The sequence below is a fragment of the Thalassoglobus neptunius genome, from assembly GCF_007859735.1.
GTDB lineage: Bacteria > Planctomycetota > Planctomycetia > Planctomycetales > Planctomycetaceae > Thalassoglobus > Thalassoglobus neptunius.
In genome coordinates this window covers 1-18570 of record NZ_SIHI01000059.1, presented here as the reverse complement: position 1 = coordinate 18570, position 18570 = coordinate 1, and the positions used below count along the sequence as shown (strand labels likewise).

The following is an 18570-nucleotide window of genomic DNA, read 5'->3' as shown; positions in this document are numbered from 1 at the left end:
CAGCTTCTGCAACACCTCAGCCAGCGACTTTCCTGCCGCCAACATCGCTTGCCCCTCCTGCAACAGCTTCACAATCTGCTCAGGCTTACGTCGTCGTCGCTTCGTCATCAAAGTCTCCTCGAACCAAAATCGGTCGGTTGACTCTCATAACATCTGGATCAGAAAATGGGGAGCACGCCAGGTCCATTGGAAATCCCGGTGTGCGAAGTATTTTCTGACTGTCCCTGAAACGACCCGCGCCGCTCCACGCTTCAACCTGCAGGAAAACAGTCGAAAAACTCTAGCTCACAAAGAATCCCGTGCCGTGATCGAGTCTCCAGAACTCATCATTTTCAGCGGCTCGATCAGATTGAGAAGATTATTCAGGCGGAAATCAAAGACCGCGTTAAGTCTCAAGCGGAATTGAGAAGGCTTCGCCCGAGAGAAGGCTACGCCAGAATATCGCTGACGACATGGCCGTGAACGTCTGTCAATCGAAACTGGCGTCCCTGAAATCGATACGTCAGCTTCTCATGGTCAATGCCCAGCAAGTGCAGAATCGTGGCCTGAAGATCATGGACGTGAACGGGATTGGTCGCGACGTTCACGCCCAGATCATCTGACGATCCGTAGGAAATCCCCGGTTGAACTCCCCCGCCCGCCATCCAGACTGTGAACGCATACGGATGGTGGTCTCTTCCCCATCGGACACGGTTGTTAAAATCTCCCTGCAGGAATGGCGTTCTCCCGAACTCGCCTCCCCAAATGACAAGAGTTTCGTCCAGCAGCCCCCGACGATCGAGATCCTGAACAAGCGCGGCACTTGCCTGATCGGTGTCGCGACATTGATTGTAGAGTTCAGTCGTCAACGAGTTATGCTGATCCCATCCAGCATGCATGAGTTGCACGAATCGTGTTCCACGCTCGATCAGTTTCCGAGCCAGCAGGCAGTTGTGGGCGAATGTTCCCGGTTCTTCAACCCCCGGTCCATACATCTCAAGAGTCTCTTTCGTTTCTCCGGAAAGATCCGCCAACTCTGGAACGCTGGCCTGCATCTTGAAAGCCATTTCATACTGCGAGATTCGTGTTGCGATTTCCGGATCGCCAAAGTCCCTCAACTTCTGATGATTAATTTCCGCGATGTCGTCCAGCCATCCGCGACGCATCTCTCGCGAAATCCCTTTCGGATTGGAGAGGTAAAGAACAGGTTCGCCACTGCCTCGAAACTTGACTCCCTGATACTTTGAGGGCAGAAACCCACTGCCCCAGTAAAAATCGTAGAAGATCTGCCCACAGGTCGTGTTCTTCGTGATCGACGTCATCACCACAAAAGCGGGCAAGTTCGCCGACTCTGATCCCAGACCATACGTGAGCCATGCTCCAAGAGTTGGCCGCCCGGGAATCTCTCCTCCGCTCAGCAAGAATTGAATGGCTGGCGCATGATTCACAGCTTCAGTGTGCATACTCTTAATGAAGCAAAGCTTATCCGAGATCTGAGCAGTGTGGGGCATTAAGTCGCTGACCCAGGCTCCGGACTCCCCATACTGTCGAAACGGTTCAACCGGTGCCAACATCAGTTTCCCGGAGGCATCTCCAGTCATGGTGCTAAAGCGTTTCCCGTCGACATAACCGGCCGGAATTGGATCTCCATGAAGCTTGCCTAAGAGAGGTTTATAGTCGAACAGATCAACGTGCGTCGGAGCCCCATTTTGAAATAAATAAATGACGCGTTTGGCTTTTGAAGCGAAGTGCGGCAGGGTCGGTAACCCACCGAGTGATTCCGCAGAACCGAAACATTCCTGACTCAATAATGCCCCCAACGCGGCCGTTCCCAGACCGGTTGCGGATCGGCCGAAGAACTCTCTTCGCGTCGTATGCAATCGGTTTTCTAACCGCGGGTCCATTCTGTTATTCCTTCGAGAGAGTTTCGTCGAGGTTGAAAATCGCAAGGCAAAGTGCTGTCCAACTGGCATGTTCAACAACCGGTAGATCGGAATGAACTGGAGCTTCACCGATCGAAACCAGCGACGCCGCAAGTTCCGGCGTGTCCCCGTATTCTTCACGTGACCGATTCAGACCGCGCAGGAGAACTTTCGTCTCAAGTTCACTGGGAGGCCGGATGAGAACGCGCTCATAGATCTGATGAAGCTTCTCAACATCTCCTTCAGTCTTCGTTGTAAGAATCTGCTCTGCCAGAACCCGAGCTGCTTCAACATAAGTCACATCATTAAGAGTTAATAAGGTTTGGAGAGGTGTATTCGTTCGAATGGCTTTCACTGTGCATGTTTGTCGTGACGCATTGTCGAAGAAGAATGTCGGCCCGACAATTCTGCGCCAGAAAACGTACAGACTTCTACGATACAAGTCCTCTCCGTGGTCCTGTTTATACTTCTTGTTTCCGAATGTCGCTTCCTCCCAGACTCCTTCCGGTTGGTAAACATTCACCGGAGGCCCTCCCTGCTTCCGGACCAGTAATCCACTTGCAGCCAATACTTGATCGCGAATCATCCAGAATGGAAGTCGATACCGAGGACCGCGTGCGAGAAGCCGATTCTGCGGATCAACTTCAATCATTTCAGGAGTTGTGCGCGACGACTGACGATAGGTTGCGCTCATGACCATTCGCTTCATGAGTCGCTTCACATCCCATCCAGAATCACGGAAATCGGCAGCAAGCCAGTCGAGCAATTCGGGATGACTGGGACGCTCCCCCTGCACTCCGAAATCTTCAGGCGTTTTCACCAGCCCGATTCCAAAGACCTGTTGCCAGAAACGATTGACAACAACCCGAGCCATGAGCGGATTGCGATCCGAAACAAGCCATCGCGCCAGCGTCAGTCGATCAGCCTTCCGCGTCTCGGCGTTTCCGTTGACGGACAACATCTCCTCAGTGATCGGAGGCAAGCTCTCCGGAACGTCTGCCGAAACTTCTTCTCTGAGTGCGGTATACAGTCCGCGTTCGAGAAGAAATGTCTTCCGGTGCTCGGACTGATCCTCCATGACCATCACTTTCGGAATTCGTTTTTCGACCGCCTCAATTCTTTCTTCCAGCGACTTCACCAACTTGGAAGCCTCGTCGTTTGAGTCTTCAACCTCAGATGAATCTTCTTCAGAATCACTCTCATTGAGTTCCTCTGTTTCCTGTTCAAGCTGTTCACGAGCGGCTTTGAGTTCGCTTTGAAGTTGAGCCAGCTCCTGGCTTTGTTCGGGTGACGGAACCGCAAGCACCGGCGCTGTCTGCGGATCACCTCCTCGCCCGGTGACAGGTGTCTGATTGAAGAACGAAAAGAGGCTGTAATAGTCCTTCTGGCGAAGCGGATCAAATTTGTGATCGTGGCACCGGCAGCAATTCAGGGTGAGGCCCAACCACAGCGTTCCGGTCGTTTCCGTCATATCCATGACATAGTCAACTCGATTCTCTTCAGCAATTCGCCCCCCTTCGCCGTTGATCATGTGGTTTCGACAAAACCCGGTCGCGAGTTTCTGCTCGAATGTCGGGTCCGGAAGCAAATCCCCGGCAAGTTGCCAGACGGTAAACTGATCGTACGGAAGATTCTCATCAAATGCCTGAACAACCCAGTCGCGCCACGGCCACATCGTGCGTTCTCGATCGCCCTGATACCCGTTGCTGTCGGCATAGCGCGCAGCATCGAGCCAGTTCCAGGCCATCCGTTCTCCATAGTGTGGCGAGGAGAGAAGTCGATCGACAAGACGCTCATAAGCTTCCGCGGAATCGTCATCGAGAAACTCTTGAAGCTGCTCCGGAGTCGGCGGGAGACCTGTGAGATCAAGACTCAAGCGACGAATGAGTGTCCGCTTGTCGGCTGGCGGCGATGGCAACAGCCCCTCTTCTGCAAGCCGCTTCCGAATGAACAGATCGATGGGGTTCTCGAATTCCAATTCCGAAGAGTTGGCCAACGATGGAACAGCGGGAAACTCGATGGCTGTCAATGACCAGTGCGGACTCCATTTCGCTCCTTCGTCAATCCACTGGCCCAGCAATTCAATCTGCTTCTCTGTCAGAGATCGATTGGAATCGACAGGCGGCATTCGTAGAAACTCATCATCGGAACTGACTCGAACGAACAACTCGCTGGCCGAGTGGTTTCCCGGAGAAATCACCTTCAATGCTTCGTCGTGTTCGTCCAGTCGCAATTCCGCCGATCGATCAGCAGCATCGGGACCGTGACAATGAAAACAATTCTCTGAGAGAATCGGACGAATATCCCTGTCGAAATTCACCGGCTCATCTGCTTGCCCCAATTGCGAGTTCGAGAACACCCCGATCGCCAGAGTCAAAACAGTCAGCACCATTCGAAGAGCAATCAAAGCAAGTTTTTCCCGAAACGAGGTCATCTCGGCAATTGCCTGATTCCCTCGTTTTCGAATCATTTCGTCAAAGGAGGTTTCCGGTTGAGTCATCTGCCGACTTTGTTTGAGCACGTTTTACGAAATTGTCATCTCGACTTCGCACGAGAATTCAGGAAGACATCAATGTCAATCAATTCCCTCGAAGAGACAGCCTAAAGCATCGTGACTTAGAAAGGAAAAGGTTTGGGAATCCCGGAATCGGGTCGCTTCCGCTTCCGGGTTGACCGTTTTCTGGCTCCTTCTTGTCGATCAGTCATTCGCTGGCGATCGGTGGAGTTCGACTTTCTGATCAGTCCGAATTCCATCGCAATTTGCTGCCGGTCCGATTCGGATAACGTCTCTGCCATCCAGACTTCGTCGCTTTTCTTTGTGGCGACAATCGATCCGTTGAGAGTCGCAATCCGATTCCCAGCGAGAGCGGGAATCCTTTTTCCCGGGCCGATCACTCCCGTCAAATTCAGAGGATCGGCGGCGGAAAACACGGTCAGTTGCGGTTCGCTTTCATCGCTTCGAAGCGTCCGGAGTTCACGAATCGCTTCTCCCAGAGCGAATTGCTCGCCTCCCACGCCAGAGACAAACCTCCCTCCCCGAATCTCTCCACGAGCTTCGAGTCGACGAAAGACCCGCAGAAGCTCCCACCACTGAGGCGCGAGGCTCTCTCGAAGAACGAGTTCACGAAACACGACTCCCCATCGTCGAATCAACTGCCAGGCCCACTGCTCGACAAGTTCGTCTCGGGAAATTGCGGTGTCATCACTCTTTCCATCTGTCTCCTGAGGATCAGCTGTCTCGCAAAGAGTCCATCGCCCCACTTGTGTCGTTGCCTGCCGTTGCCTCTGCCGCGACGGTCTGCGACGCGACGTCTTCACTTCTGCACGAGTTTGCGTCAATTTGCGAAGCCCGGAAAATCCGTCGGCGGTGATCCATCCGTGCGAGACCAGTTCCCCGAGATAGTCATCGAGTTGAGTCGGAAGGTGATTGGTCAATTCCAGCAGATCCCGAGCAAACAGCGCCCCGCGAGTTTGCAACAGGCCGACAATCTCTTTCGCCGAATCTGAAAGAGTTTCGAGATCGCGTTCCGCTTTGCTATCGCTCAGCCAATCAACATCTTCACGGAGAAAGATTGAGACCGGAACAGCTTTCGTCACCGAGGCCATCGGTCGACCAGCCGTTTTCTTTTTGGCGGCCGCGCCCAAACGTCCCCATCCGATTTCTCCCGACAGGCAAAGTTCATCAAGCCAGGCGGGTTGGTATTCCGCGATCCGTTGAGGCAACACCGATTCCTCCCAGGAAGCGGCGGGAAGATCAATCCCCTGCAATTGCGCAATCGCCTCGAAGACGCCATCAGTGCCGGTTCGCTGATGCCCCTTCGTCGCACCGTGATGTCTTTCGAGAAACTTCTGATAAACCGCCGGAGAGACAGCTTCGATCTCTTTCCTCAACCCGGAAATCGTGCGCCGATGAATTCTCGCCAGCAGCCGCCGATGACACCATTCAATTTCGACCGAATCGCTGTCGAGGTCCGGGTCGTAATTGAGGAAACGCCCTCGCAGGACAATCCCTTCGCCTTCCAACGCAATCAATCCTCCCATCACCCGCGAAACCGGAAGATGAAGAACGTCGGCAATCTCAACCGCTGTGACAGGCCCACTCGTTTCAACAAATCCCCGCAGGACAGCAACGAGTGCTTCACTCTCGTTCCACTGCTGACGAACTGTCGACGGGACAGCGACCGAGTTTTCGGTTTGAAAGTTCGGCCAGAGTAGCTGAACCGCAGGCCAGCACTCGACAGGAACCCACGCACGAAGTCCCTCTTCCGATTCAATCTTGACGATCCGTGATTGATCCGCGAGATCTTCGATCAATTCCTGATGCTCGTCCGTCCGAAAACAAAACTGTCGAACCCAACGTTCATTGCGATCATCGACCGGAACCAGAAAGCGTGTGACGAGAGCATCGTGGAGTTCATCCTCGTTGCGAATCAGTGGCTGGACCTCCGCGACCACGGCTCGGATTGCCTCAGGATCCAGCTTCCCGAGGTCGCGAACACTATCGATGCTAAGCGATCGTCGTGTGGCCACCGCACGAGCCCGTCGTTCCTGAACTTCTCCTCCATCGAGAAAAGCGTAAGGATTGGCATTCAACAACTCATAAGCAAACGGAGACGGTTCCCGCGTGTCTCGGCCGACGTATGTGATTTCATCTCGATCAACACGTTCGAGAACATCCACAAGTCCTTCGATATCGAGCGCTTCTCGCAGACAGTCTTCCATCGTCTGTTGCACCAATGGATGACTCGGGATTTCATGATCTCCCGTGATATTCTCCTGACATCCCGTCAGTTTCGGAAAGACAGCGGTCAGCAGATCTTCACTTCGAAATCTCTGCAAGGCCGGGGGAACTTTCTTTCCGTTCCGCATTCGATCAACGAACAGAGAGCGGGTCACATTCCATCGCCAGCGGAGGTGAAAAGTCGGATCGACCAGCAACGCCTGCTCAAGCAGATTTTGAGCATTGTCGGGACGCATCATCGGGAACAGTGATTCGATCGGGAAGCTGTGCTGAGGCCCGAGCGAGAGGATAAAGCCATCATCGTCCGCCGAAGCTTGAAGCTCGAAATCAAACGACCGACAGAACCGCTTTCGAAACGAAAGCCCCCAAGCCCGATTGATTCGCCCCCCGAACGGGGCATGAACCACAAGCTGCATGCCTCCTGACTCGTCGAAGAACCTTTCGAAGACGACCTTTCGTGTCGTTGGAATCACGCCCACAGCTGCACGCTGCGCCGCAATATACATCACCGTTTGCCACGCCGCTGATTCGTCGCAATGAGTCTCACTGACGAGCCAGTCGACAATCGGTTGATATCTGTCCGGTCGATCTTGATCGCTTGATTTCGAAACGACATCTGTCGCCGACCGGTCAACAGCGATCAGCTTCTCTTCAAGTTCTTCGCGGAGATTGGAAATTTCCTCCGAGAGCTCAATCGTCCGTCCCGGTGCTTCCCCTCTCCAGAACGGAATCGTAGGCGGAGCCCCATGTGCATCGCTGACAATCAAATCGTTTCCGCGTAATCGCTGAATCCGCCACGAGGAGTTGCCAAGCAGAAAGATGTCCCCCGCTGAGCTTTCGATTCCGAATTCCTCATCGACCGTCCCAACGACAGTGTTTTCGTCTTCGAGAACCACACGGAGCAAATCCGTTTCGCCGATCGCCCCGGAGTTGTTCATCGCAATCAACCGGGCTGCCTTTCGCCCTTTAATCCGACGATTGACATGGTCGAAGTGAATCAGTGCCCGCCCTCGCCCGGACTGATCTGTGACTCCCGTGCTGAGAATCTGCAAGACTTCCTGATACTTCTCTCGCGTCAGCTTTTGGTACGGCCAAGCTCGCCGGAAGCAATTGAACAGGTCATCGATGTCCCATTCCTGGTTGGCAACTTCACCAACGATCTGTTGAGCGAGAATGTCCAGCGGAGCTTCCGGAATCGGTGTCACATCGAGCCGCCCCGCACGGATTGCTCGAAACAATGCCATGCACTCAACAAGTTCATCACGTGTCAGAGCGAACAATCGCCCCTTCGGGACAAGCCCCAAAGCGTGACCGGAACGACCAATTCTCTGCAGAAACGCAGCAATTGATCTCGGAGAACCGAGTTGAATCACGAGATCGATAAACCCGACGTCAATTCCCAGTTCAAGAGACGCCGTCGCCACAACGGCCTTCAGCTCTCCGGACTTGAGACGCTGCTCTGTGCTGTGACGAATCTCTTTGGAGAGGGAGCCGTGATGACTCGCAACAGCGTCTTCTCCGAGGAGTTCTGTCAGCTGATGCGTGACTCGTTCAGCAAGGCGTCGAGTATTGACGAAGATCAAAGTGCTGCGGTGATTTTGAATCAATTCAACAAGCCGGGAATTGACCTCTGCCCACTGCTCGTGCGAACAAACCGCTGACAACTCACTCGGCGGAGTTTCAATCCCGAGATCGAGATCGCGCTGATGGCCAACGTCCACAATCTGACAATTGAGGTCCTTCAGTTCAGGCTCACCTGATGACTCTTCCTCGAAATTGGAAGCTCGCTGCCCGATCAGGAATTCCGCCATTCTGGAAATCGGCTTTTGTGTGGCAGAGAGGCCGATCCGTTGAAGCGGAAACGTCGCGAGGGCTTCCAGTCGTTCCAATGACAACGCAAGATGTGATCCTCGTTTGTCACGCACGAGCGCGTGAATCTCATCGATAATCACCGTTCGCACAGAGCGAAGTATTTCACGGCTTCGTTCTGCAGTCAGCAGCAAAAAGAGCGATTCCGGTGTCGTGACGAGAATATGCGGCGGCTTTTTGGTCATCGCTGCCCGACGATGGGAAGGCGTATCTCCAGTTCGGAGTCTGACAGAAATCGGCGAGACATCCAGCCCTTGACGACGAGCAAGTTCGTAAATCTCTTCCAACGGCGCGGTGAGATTTTTCTCCATGTCATTCGAAAGAGCTCGAAGCGGAGAGAGATAGATCACATGCAACTCGGGTTCCATTTCCCCCGACAGCGACATGCGAAAGAGACGATCAATGATCGCCAGAAAAGCAGTCAGAGTTTTTCCGCTTCCCGTGGGTGCGGCGATCAACGTGTGATCGCCTTTGGCAATATGCGGCCAGCCGGATCGTTGTGGGTCAGTCGGTCCTGCGAAGCGAGAACGGAACCAATCCTGAATCACCGGATGAAATTGAGAGAGTGTGTCCTCCTCCCAAAGTCTTTGCTGCTGCATCGGTGACTCCCTGAAATCGAACCCGGATCATATCGCGGAACGATGCAGCACCGGAAACGGATTCTTTCGAATCACGATGTCTCCGCATTCCCGCTGCACGCACCTAACGCGAGACTTCCCTCGTTCGAGAGTGCATCACTGATCGATTTTCGATGTCTTCGTGTTCGAAGTCTTCGTGCTTGACGAGAATCCGGCGCTCAGAATCTCAAGACGCCATTTCATGTCCACCGATGATGACTTCAAAGCCGAGGTCTTCGATCATCGAAAAGTCGTCTTCAGCTGACTGTCCTTTCGTGGTGAGATAATCACTCACGAAAATCGAATTGGCAGCATAAAGCCCCATGGCTTGCATCGATCGCAAATTCACTTCACGTCCCCCAGCGATGCGAATTTCAGTCGCTGGATGGACAAGTCTCAACAAGCAAAGAATACGGAGGCACTGCCGGGGGTCAAGATCTTCACGTTTCTCCAGAGGAGTCCCGTCAATGGAATGAAGGAAATTCACCGGGATTGATTTCACGTTGAGTGCGTGCAGTTCGAAGACGGTATCGAGGATGTCGTCATGAGTTTCCCCCATCCCGACAATCAAACCGCTACACAACTCCATTCCGGCCTTCTGTGCGACTTCCAGGGTATCAATTCGGTCCTGATACGTATGAGTTGTGCAAATTTCCTCGTAGTAGCGGCGCGATGTATTCAAATTGTGATTGATTCGGTCAACGCCTGCGTCCGCGAGCCGCTGCGCTTGATCGGGCTTCAGCAATCCCAAACAAGCACAAATGTGCAATCCGTGATCAGCTTTGATTTTCTCGACGACGCGACAAACGTGATCGACCTCCCGATCAGTTGGTCCTCGACCACTCGCCACGATGCAGTAAGTTCGAGCCTGACTCGAAGCAGCCTTGGCAGCCCCTTCCATCAGCACCCGTTCGTTGGCAATGGTGTATTTCTCGATCGGGGCATCCGAAACGATCGATTGCGAGCAGTAACCGCAGTCTTCGGGGCACAATCCGCTCTTGGCATTCTTCAGATAGTACAGCTGAACTGTTCGTCCGAAGTATGTTCGACGGACGAGAAAGGTCGCGGCCAGAAGATCAAGAAGTTCGGAATCGCTTGATTGAAGGAGTTCCAACCCCTGCTCGCGTGTGAGTGCATTTCCGCTCAAAACCTGTTGTGCAACTTCATGCCATTGGAGTTGAGTGGTCGTTTCGATGGAACTCATAGAATTTTCTGCTGTCATCAGTCACTGTCGTTTTGAAATGCGAGCGTTTTGCTGAGTCTGTTTTCACTCCGCTCGCATCTCAACCGACAGAACAATCTTTTGGAATAGAAACAAAGAAAACCGAGTCGGGTACCATACTCGATTTACTCATCTTTTGACTTCTTTCGCGAAACCCGATTGCCAAGAGGACTCGATGTCCCCTTCTTGGATTGACCGGAATTCCGTCCTTCGAGTGCATTGCGGACGGCTTCGATCATGACATCCATGGCGAATGGCTTACGAAGATAATCGACCGCCCCCAGCATTTCTGCATAGGCTTTGTGTCGTCCACCTTCGTTGGCGGTAATCATAATGACCGCCGGAGGGGAATCGAGCGTCGAGAGGTATTCAAGAACCGGAAATCCCCCCATCCGTGGCATCATCATGTCAGTAATCACGACGTCAGGTTCTTGTTCCTGAATGATTTTCTGACCATCCACACCGTTCGTCGCCGTCCAGACCCGGTATCCAATCCCCTCTAAAACGGACTTCAAAGTTGATTGAATCTCGCGGTCATCTTCGATGAGAACGATCTGTTCACCAGCCATCGAGCACTCCTCTCGGCGGAGCGGAACTCCTACCGCACAAATGTCCAGTTAAATTCTACCCGCCCCACATGGGACTCACAAGACCGATTCAGCCATGCATTCACAAAACGCAAATTGCAGGCTCACTCCTCGATTGCAAGTGCGAAGTCCCCTCGAAGATCGCGCCAGACACAATGGATATGATTGGCTGGATTCCCCGCAGCATCTGGCTGCGTATTCACGAATTCAATCAAGAACGATGGTGTTTGGACTCGGTAGTAGTGCCCGATTCCGGGTTCAGTCGCTCCGGCCCATGCAAAGTGAATTTGATTGAGACCGTCAAAATGAAGTTGATCGTTTCGCTGTTTCGCCACTGGCCCAGGCATTGCGTTGATGTATTCATCAATCAGCTTCAAGAGCAGCGCCCGTTGCTCACTTGTGAGTTGCTCATACCGAATTCCGACAGGCTCTGTCACTGGCGGTTGAGGTTCTCCCGCAGCCCGGATTTCACTCAATGCTTTGTCAGCAATGATCGCCTGAGTTTTTTGTTCCGAAGTGAGTGACTGCACCAACGCAAAAGCAGTGGTTTCTTCGACATCAAGAACTCGAGTCCCAACCTCAACTCCCACGCTGTTGGCATTCTTGACAATCGCTGGATTGGTAGCAAAGAACTGCGGAGTTGTTCCGATCAACTGAGAATCGTCCACAACGAAATTCAGCGACAGATGGTGCCCTTCAACCGAAAGTCCCCAACGCTCATCTTCTCCGGGATTTCCAAAGATTGTGAAGTAATACCGCTCGAAGTCGCGGGCCCAGCGTCCCTTCCCTTCTTCAAACTCGTTCAGCACTTTTTCGAGTTCCATGATTTGTCGCGTCTTGCGATATCCCATTTCACTCAGAGCGTTCTTCAGAAGCAAAAATGCTGCTTCCTGTTGCGCTTGAGTCATATGTTTGACTTGCAGCCCTTTCCGTTCATCTTTCGGAATGAAGTGCCAACCGAGACGTTCTGGATTTCCGTATTCGAGGACAGCGGTCTTCTTCTGATCGGCATCCAGAAGCTTGATCAACTTTTCTGCGGCAGCTGTCATTCCGTTTCCAGGATCGTTCCCATCCCAGAAGGTCAATCCGATGGAAGCAACTGTCGACAAGAACAGAAAAGTCAAAACAGAGAGTCGTGACATAGTTGGCGGGCCTTTGAGGAAATTGGGTGGGTCGTCAATTTGTGGGTCGCGAATTCTGATCGCGAGGTGTCACTTTGTCTGAACAGTGTAAATCCCCAAGCTGGTGATGTCACGACAGCGAGGAAAAACCATCCAGAAGATCAACCAGCAACAGCTTAACGCAGCAAACGCTGACTCGTCGGACGGATCAGCAAAACGCGGCGAAAGAGCATGAGAAAGACTCGTCCGGATCTTTTCGACACTCCGAATCAGTGAGTCATGCACAGATGTTGATACTTTCCGGCAATGGGTCAAGTCAACACATGGGAATGATTTGACGCGTTAGTTCACGATGGTAGGATCTGAGAAGGAAGCCCCCCTCGACACATCAGAATTCGAGCACATTGCAGGCACTGAATTTGCAGCACGAGGGTCGGATTCGAAGATCTCTAAAAATTGAGACACCCAAGTCGATACATGTATGAGCTTGCCACCGTGATCGTGTTGCCTTCTGGCCATTGATTCTGATCACGACGAGCACGCTGACATTGAAAAGGAACAGGCCTGTCTCGACATGACAGGCAAATAAAATAAAGCAAGAGCATGGTGCCGCGAACGATCCCAGAACTTGAGGATTTACTGATCCAACTTCGGCTGATCACAGTCAGCGAACTCTCACAAATACGATCGGAAGTCCATGGTGGACTCGATGTTGATGGCTACCTCCAACTGCTGGAACGTAAGCAACTGTTGACCACCTATCAGTCCGGTCGCGTTCGCAAAGGAGAAGTGGAAGGCCTCGTGCTCGGTGGCTGCAAATTGCTGTATCGAAACGCATCAGGCAGCTTCGCAAGAGTCTTTCGTGCCAGCCGCATCAGCGATGGCCAAATGCTCGGAATGAAGGTTCTTCGTGACCGATGGGCCAATGATCCCGCGAGCATTCAACTTTTTCGACACGAAGGCCAAGTCGGCAAGCGACTCAAACATCCCAACATCGTTCCAATCTACGATGTCGGCAGTGAAGGAAAATTCCATTTCATCACCATGGAATTTGTCGAAGGCGGCAACCTTCGCGATTTCATGAAGATCCGGAAACAGCTCAAACCCGTCGAAGCTTTGCGATACGCCCTCGATATCGCCCGCGGTTTGGAATACGCCCTGACTCAGGGAATCACTCACCGGGACATGAAAACGACAAACGTCTTGCTGAGCATTCAGGGAGTCGCAAAACTCATCGACTTCGGATTGGCAGCTGACGACTCGTTCTTCAATCGTCCGGGCAGTCCAGAGCTCGCACAAGCGATCGAGTACTCGACACTTGAACGGGGAACAAACGCGCCCGCGAACGATCCGCGCAGCGACCTCTTCTTCCTCGGAACGATTATCTATGAGCTTCTTTCCGGAGAGCCGCCCTACCCCAGAACTCGCGATCTTGAAGAACGCCGCCGGTTCAACCGGTACCGGGATATTCGCCCACTCGTTGGAATGATGCCGTCCCTTGACTGGGACATCGTTTCTGTGGTTGATCGACTCATTCAAATCAACCCCGGTCAACGCTATCAATCGCCAACGGAACTCGCCGAAGATCTCGAACGACTTCTCGAACAGCTCGGCCATTCCCCAACCAAACCCGCCAAGGCTCCGGTTCAGGAAGCCTCCTCGTCGACAAAAACAATCCTGTGCGTTGAAAACCGCCCCAAAAGACAGGACGTTTTGCGAGAGTACTTTTCAAAACACGGCTTTCGACTGCTACTCATGGGAGATGTCGACCGCGCATTGAATCGCGTGCAGAAAGACCCGCCGCAGGGAATTATCTTCTTTGGCGATGTCGTCGGCGACCGAGTGGTCGATGACTTCAAACATTGCATCAAGTCAACCGCCGGACAGGATCTCGTCGCTGTACTTGTTCTGTCGGGAAGTCAGTCGTCACTGCAGAATGGACTCGCTGACATCGACAGCCGAGGCAAAGTTCTCACTCAACCCATTCGTCTCAGGGATCTGCGCAACGCCATTCAGGACCCGGTCGAGTCGACAACGTGAACACGTCAAACGTGAAAGACGGCTCACTCCGCCCGGCAGACGTTATTAAGAATTTGAGGAAACGCGCGGCCCTCCTGAACCACGTTCGGAAAGAATTCGACCGACATGGATATTGGGAAGTCGAGACTCCGCTCCTCTCTCAGGAAACATGCATCGATCAATGGATCGAGCCGATGGAGTTTCACGCCGGCGACAAGGTGCGATACCTTCAGACGTCTCCCGAATTTGCGATGAAGCGACTTGTCGCCAGTGGAGCCGAGGCGATCTATCAGATTTGCAAAGCTTTCCGCGGCCACGAATCTGGAGAGAATCACAATTGCGAGTTTACGCTCCTGGAGTGGTATCGCGTCGGCGATGATTACCATGCTCAGATGGACTTCGTCGAACACCTGCTTCGCGCGGCCCTCGACTTTTCCATCCAGAACGCTTGGATTCCGCAAAATGCCTTGCCAAAGAAGTTTCACCGAATTTCCTACGAATCTGCATTCGTCCAATATGCCAACATCTCCGCGCTGACAGCATCCGACGACGATCTAATTCAGCATGCGCACGATTTGGGATCGACGGACATCCGTCAACTTCGCCCGTTGCGCGATGATGTTCTCAACTTCTTGCTGGCAACTCGCGTCGAGCCCGAACTCGAAAAGCTGGGCGCCGTTTTCCTTTACGATTATCCCGCAAATCAATCTGCGCTGGCCCGCGTTCGAAACGATGAACCTCCCGTTTCCGAACGTTTCGAGCTGTATGTCAACGGAATCGAGCTTTGCAACGGCTATCAGGAACTGACCGATCCGCAAGAGTTACGCCGAAGAATGAAGCAGCAAAACGCGCTTCGGGCAGCAAGAGGTTTGCGCGAATTCGAGACGGAGACCCACCTCATCAGCGCGATGGAAAGCGGTCTTCCGGAATGTGCGGGTGTCGCCCTCGGATTTGATCGTCTCGCGATGTTGTGCCTCGGACTGAAATCGGTCCGCGAAGTTCTCTCGTTCCCGTTCGAGTTTGCTTAACCTGCCGAGATCTCTTCGCCCACTCACAGAACTCGCGGTTGCCATCTCGGATTAGAAGTACTCATCGTCGCTCATCAGATCTTGCTCTGCGAGCAAATGGTGCCCCTGATCTTTGAGAATATTTCCCGCCTGATCGACATCGTCGACATAAACCGCGATGGCCCCCTTCCCCCCGCGTCGAAACAGCAGCGGATAGGTGTAGCTGATGTTGATCTCGGCAGCGACGAGCGCCAGGAAGATCGAGACAAAGGGCTTGTCATCGTCGGGAAGCTGAACACCAAGAATATCATTCTCGATGAAATTGAGTCCGGAGAGTTCAAAGATCTCGCGGGCCCGATCGGTTTCGTCGACCATAATTCTGGCGACAGCAAAATCGACGGTATCCACCACGCTGAGTGCCAGAATCCTGAGATCATGATGCTCAATCTGCTTCAACAACGAATGAAGCTTCCCGACCCGATTCTCCATAAAGACACAAAACTGCCTCAAACAGGGCCAGTCCCGGCCTCGTGCTGTGATTGGGGAAACGGGATCATCATTGTCAAAATCCGACGGCATCAATGCCTCCGTACGCCTTCACTAAATTGGCAAAGTTCATGCAAAGTTAAGCGATCAGAAAGGATCGGTCAATTCGCTGTTGCGTGAGCATCTTCAATTCGGGTCATCAGAGACTCGCACCCGCCAACACAACAGCCTTCGAAAGTGACCGGTTCAGGCAAGTCAAACGACACCGTTCGAGCGTATAAGAATGGAGAGAGAAAATTCCTGCAAGCGGCGAACTCATTCACCACGAAAAAACACCTGTCGAACGAATCCGACAGGTGCTGTGATTTTCTTCGAGCGATTCTTGAAATGGTCTTCGTGACTTCGCTCATGCCAACAGGACGAACGCGAAACGGATTGATCCAGTTCGATCACCCAAGAGTGCGAAGACTCTCTTACTCGGCCTTTTTGACTTCAAACCCTTTCTGAAACGCAGCATCAGAAAAGACGAGTTGCAGCTGTTTCTCGCCTTCAGCCGCTTTGACCTTCGCGAGACACTTATCACAGCAGAACTCAACTTTGACATCAGAAACAGGTGTCGCCATTTCAGGATTGAGTGGCTGGCCGGAAATCGGACACTTCACTTGCTTTGCCTGTTTTGTCACGACAACCTGATGATTCGCTTTCGGCGCAAACTTTTCGGTGTTTGCTTCAAACGCTTTCGGGCAATTGGGACAACAAAAATAGACGTTCGCCTCCAAATGCTTCAGAGAGTGCGTTTTGTCGATATCCTTCCCGGAAACCGGGCAGACAGGCGATACCTCTTTCTTCTCCTGAGCCTCCAAAAAGACGGTACCGATCAAGAGCGCGAAGCCCCCGATCATGACAATACTAAAGTGCTTCATTTCAGACTCCAAAATTGTGTAGAAACAATTCGAGACCAACTCGCATAGAGAAGACAACCTTGAGACTAACAAACCTCAGCGATGTCAAAAACAAATTTCTCGCCGGGAAGCCAAGATTTCAGGGAAAGCAAAAACTCGCCAATCCGCACTTCCAATCCAGTCTGCACGGGTAAGAATTGCCATTCGACCTCTAATCGAAGTAGTGTTCGTACCACGCTCTTTCCTGACTGTTCGGGCGATCATCTGACATCCCATCAGGTTCCAACCCTTTCGTCCATTCGGCCAATTGTTCTTCCAAGTCCCGAGCGATCTCGGGCTGTTCACTGATCAGATTTGTCGACTCCTGCGGATCGGATTTCAGATCGAACAGAAACTCCCGGGAATCTCCGAGCCTGAGATACTTCCACTTCCCAAGTCGAACAGCGGATTGATTCCAGAATCTCCAGAAGAGAGGTCTTTCGGACTGCGACTCTTCAGACTCATCGAGAATTGGCAGCAAGTCAATCCCATCCAGTTCCCGAACGTTCTCGACACCGACGGCAGACAAAGCGGTCGCAGCGATATCGAGTGTCGAAACCGGCTGGTCGATGACTGCCTCTTTCGGAATACGATCTGGCCACTGAACGACGAACGGAACTCGAATCCCTCCCTCGGCCAGCATTCCCTTCTCTCCCAGCCACGGATCGTTCAGCGATCCATCCCAGATGGCTCCACCCTGACCGATCGGATCATCCGGTTTGGTCAGCTTCAAAGGAGCACCGTTGTCACTCGTGAAGAAGACCAACGAATTATCGAGCACATCGAAAGTCGACAGCGACTCCACGATCTGACCAACTCCATCGTCGATGGCTGCGATCATCGACAATCCGTATCGGCGGCGCTGATTGATCGCGTCCGGAAACCTGTCCAAACGATCCGGAGTCGCCTGGAGTGGAACATGGGGACCGAAATAACCCACAAGCAGAAAGAAAGGTTCCTGATGGTTGTTTTCGATGAACCGAACTGCCGCCTGCGTCTGAATGTCGATTCGATGTCCGGGCACATACTTCCACCGTCCCTCCCCAGAAGGCACTCGTTTGTCGAGATCATAATTGACAAAGTACTGCTGAATTTCTCCGGTGAAGTATTGCCCGAATCCCTGTTTGTCCGGATAGAACTCCAAAGCTCTTTCGACAGGAATATTAACTCGCCCATTTCTTCCAACCTTGATTCCTGGAAGATTCTCCCGGGCCCAATTCAGAGAAACAGCATTCGGAGAGAGATGCCACTTTCCAACCATTCCGGTTTGATAACCGAGTTCTTGCAGCCGTTCTGCAAACGTAACTTCGTTCAGTGGAAGCGGACACTTCGAAATCTCATCGAGTCCAAAACGCTGCTGATATCTTCCTGTGAGAATCGCTGCCCGCGACGGGCTGCATTGCGGAGCCGTCACATAAGCTGCCGTGAATCGTGCCCCGTTTTTTGCCAGCGAGTCGATGAACGGCGTACGGACATCTGAGGCGATTCCCTGACACGATAAGTCAGCAAAGCCGTGGTCATCAGAGAGAATAACGACGATGTTTGGACGATTCTCTCTGGGACCGCTCGCTTCGATCTGTCCACCGAAGCTCAAGATCAGAATTCCGACCGCAACCGCAATGGAAGAGCACCAATGCGAGCCGACAGTTCCCCGAAAGATCAAAGCGGTTAAGCGTGCGAGCATGTTGAGTGAAGCCCTGAACAGGTGGAGCGCAAATGTCTGCCACTGATCACTTCATCCGAGACAGATCACTCAGAACAGATCTCCACCTCAATAAGTTTAGCGCATTGAGAGCCCGCGCACGAGCATTCTCTCAAAATTTTCTTTTTAACCGCTTCGCGCGAGCACTGTGACGAACAAGTTTCTGAACCCGGCGAATCAGCGAGTCGACGGGAATTTACAAGTGCTTACTCTTTGGAAGACTTCTTAGAGCCTATCCGGAATCCTCTTCATGCTGTAAGTCGGTATTTGAACGGAGCTTGGTTGGGTGAAGGAGCTAAGCGGCGGAGCATGCGACCAATGGAAGCCACATAGATCATGGCTTCGCTCGATTTGGTG

The 18570-nt window shown here is 52.6% G+C and carries 11 protein-coding genes; 2 read left to right on the top strand and 9 right to left on the bottom strand.

The genetic code is table 11. From position 1 onward, the window contains the following. Positions 1-428 precede the first annotated feature (428 nt). From KOR42_RS23835 to KOR42_RS23810, 6 genes are all read right to left on the bottom strand, one after another. On the bottom strand, positions 429-1883 hold the full coding sequence (locus tag KOR42_RS23835) for a DUF1501 domain-containing protein (RefSeq protein ID WP_146512342.1): 1455 nt from the start codon (positions 1881-1883) through the stop codon (positions 429-431). Positions 1884-1887: 4 nt separating this feature from the next. Continuing rightward, positions 1888-4401: a PSD1 and planctomycete cytochrome C domain-containing protein gene (locus KOR42_RS23830; protein ID WP_146512341.1), complete on the bottom strand. Its 2514-nt coding sequence runs from the start codon at positions 4399-4401 to the stop codon at positions 1888-1890. 116 nt (positions 4402-4517) lie between these two features. Then, positions 4518-9110: a DEAD/DEAH box helicase gene (locus KOR42_RS23825; protein WP_146512340.1), complete on the bottom strand. Its 4593-nt coding sequence runs from the start codon at positions 9108-9110 to the stop codon at positions 4518-4520. Between the two features lie 205 nt (positions 9111-9315). After that, positions 9316-10332: a biotin synthase BioB gene (bioB, locus tag KOR42_RS23820; protein WP_146512339.1), complete on the bottom strand. Its 1017-nt coding sequence runs from the start codon at positions 10330-10332 to the stop codon at positions 9316-9318. Positions 10333-10475: 143 nt separating this feature from the next. Beyond that, positions 10476-10919, bottom strand: coding sequence for a response regulator (locus KOR42_RS23815; RefSeq protein WP_146512338.1), 444 nt, complete (start codon positions 10917-10919; stop codon positions 10476-10478). Between the two features lie 122 nt (positions 10920-11041). Next, positions 11042-12079, bottom strand: a complete 1038-nt coding sequence (locus KOR42_RS23810; protein WP_146512337.1) for a DUF3500 domain-containing protein — start codon at positions 12077-12079, stop codon at positions 11042-11044. 582 nt (positions 12080-12661) lie between these two features. Between KOR42_RS23810 and KOR42_RS23805 the strand changes: the two genes are divergently transcribed. Further along, entirely contained in the window at positions 12662-14098 is a 1437-nt protein-coding gene (locus tag KOR42_RS23805; RefSeq protein ID WP_146512336.1) for a serine/threonine protein kinase, read from the top strand. Next, positions 14095-15105, top strand: a complete 1011-nt coding sequence (gene epmA, locus KOR42_RS23800) for an EF-P lysine aminoacylase EpmA (protein ID WP_231741100.1) — start codon at positions 14095-14097, stop codon at positions 15103-15105. The genes KOR42_RS23805 and epmA overlap by 4 nt, the downstream gene beginning before the upstream one ends. A gap of 51 nt (positions 15106-15156) precedes the next feature. Here epmA and KOR42_RS23795 read toward each other — a convergent pair whose 3' ends face one another. The 3 genes from KOR42_RS23795 to KOR42_RS23785 form a co-directional block, all read right to left on the bottom strand. Beyond that, positions 15157-15663, bottom strand: coding sequence for an acetolactate synthase (locus KOR42_RS23795; protein ID WP_146512335.1), 507 nt, complete (start codon positions 15661-15663; stop codon positions 15157-15159). 380 nt (positions 15664-16043) lie between these two features. After that, positions 16044-16493, bottom strand: a complete 450-nt coding sequence (locus KOR42_RS23790) for a hypothetical protein (protein WP_146512334.1) — start codon at positions 16491-16493, stop codon at positions 16044-16046. Between the two features lie 190 nt (positions 16494-16683). Continuing rightward, positions 16684-18195 carry a sulfatase family protein gene (locus KOR42_RS23785; RefSeq protein WP_146512333.1) on the bottom strand — a complete coding sequence of 504 codons (1512 nt, stop codon included), beginning with the start codon at positions 18193-18195 and terminating at the stop codon, positions 16684-16686. Positions 18196-18570: the final 375 nt, after the last annotated feature.

Coding starts and splice junctions, on each gene's coding strand:
- KOR42_RS23815 (WP_146512338.1), bottom strand. CDS start 10,919: ATGGCTGGTGAACAGATCGTTCTCATCGAAGATGACCGCGAGATTCAA.
- KOR42_RS23790 (WP_146512334.1), bottom strand. CDS start 16,493: ATGAAGCACTTTAGTATTGTCATGATCGGGGGCTTCGCGCTCTTGATC.
- bioB (WP_146512339.1), bottom strand. CDS start 10,332: ATGAGTTCCATCGAAACGACCACTCAACTCCAATGGCATGAAGTTGCA.
- KOR42_RS23805 (WP_146512336.1), top strand. CDS start 12,662: ATGGTGCCGCGAACGATCCCAGAACTTGAGGATTTACTGATCCAACTT.
- KOR42_RS23830 (WP_146512341.1), bottom strand. CDS start 4,401: ATGACTCAACCGGAAACCTCCTTTGACGAAATGATTCGAAAACGAGGG.
- KOR42_RS23795 (WP_146512335.1), bottom strand. CDS start 15,663: ATGCCGTCGGATTTTGACAATGATGATCCCGTTTCCCCAATCACAGCA.
- KOR42_RS23785 (WP_146512333.1), bottom strand. CDS start 18,195: ATGCTCGCACGCTTAACCGCTTTGATCTTTCGGGGAACTGTCGGCTCG.
- KOR42_RS23810 (WP_146512337.1), bottom strand. CDS start 12,079: ATGTCACGACTCTCTGTTTTGACTTTTCTGTTCTTGTCGACAGTTGCT.
- KOR42_RS23835 (WP_146512342.1), bottom strand. CDS start 1,883: ATGGACCCGCGGTTAGAAAACCGATTGCATACGACGCGAAGAGAGTTC.
- KOR42_RS23825 (WP_146512340.1), bottom strand. CDS start 9,110: ATGCAGCAGCAAAGACTTTGGGAGGAGGACACACTCTCTCAATTTCAT.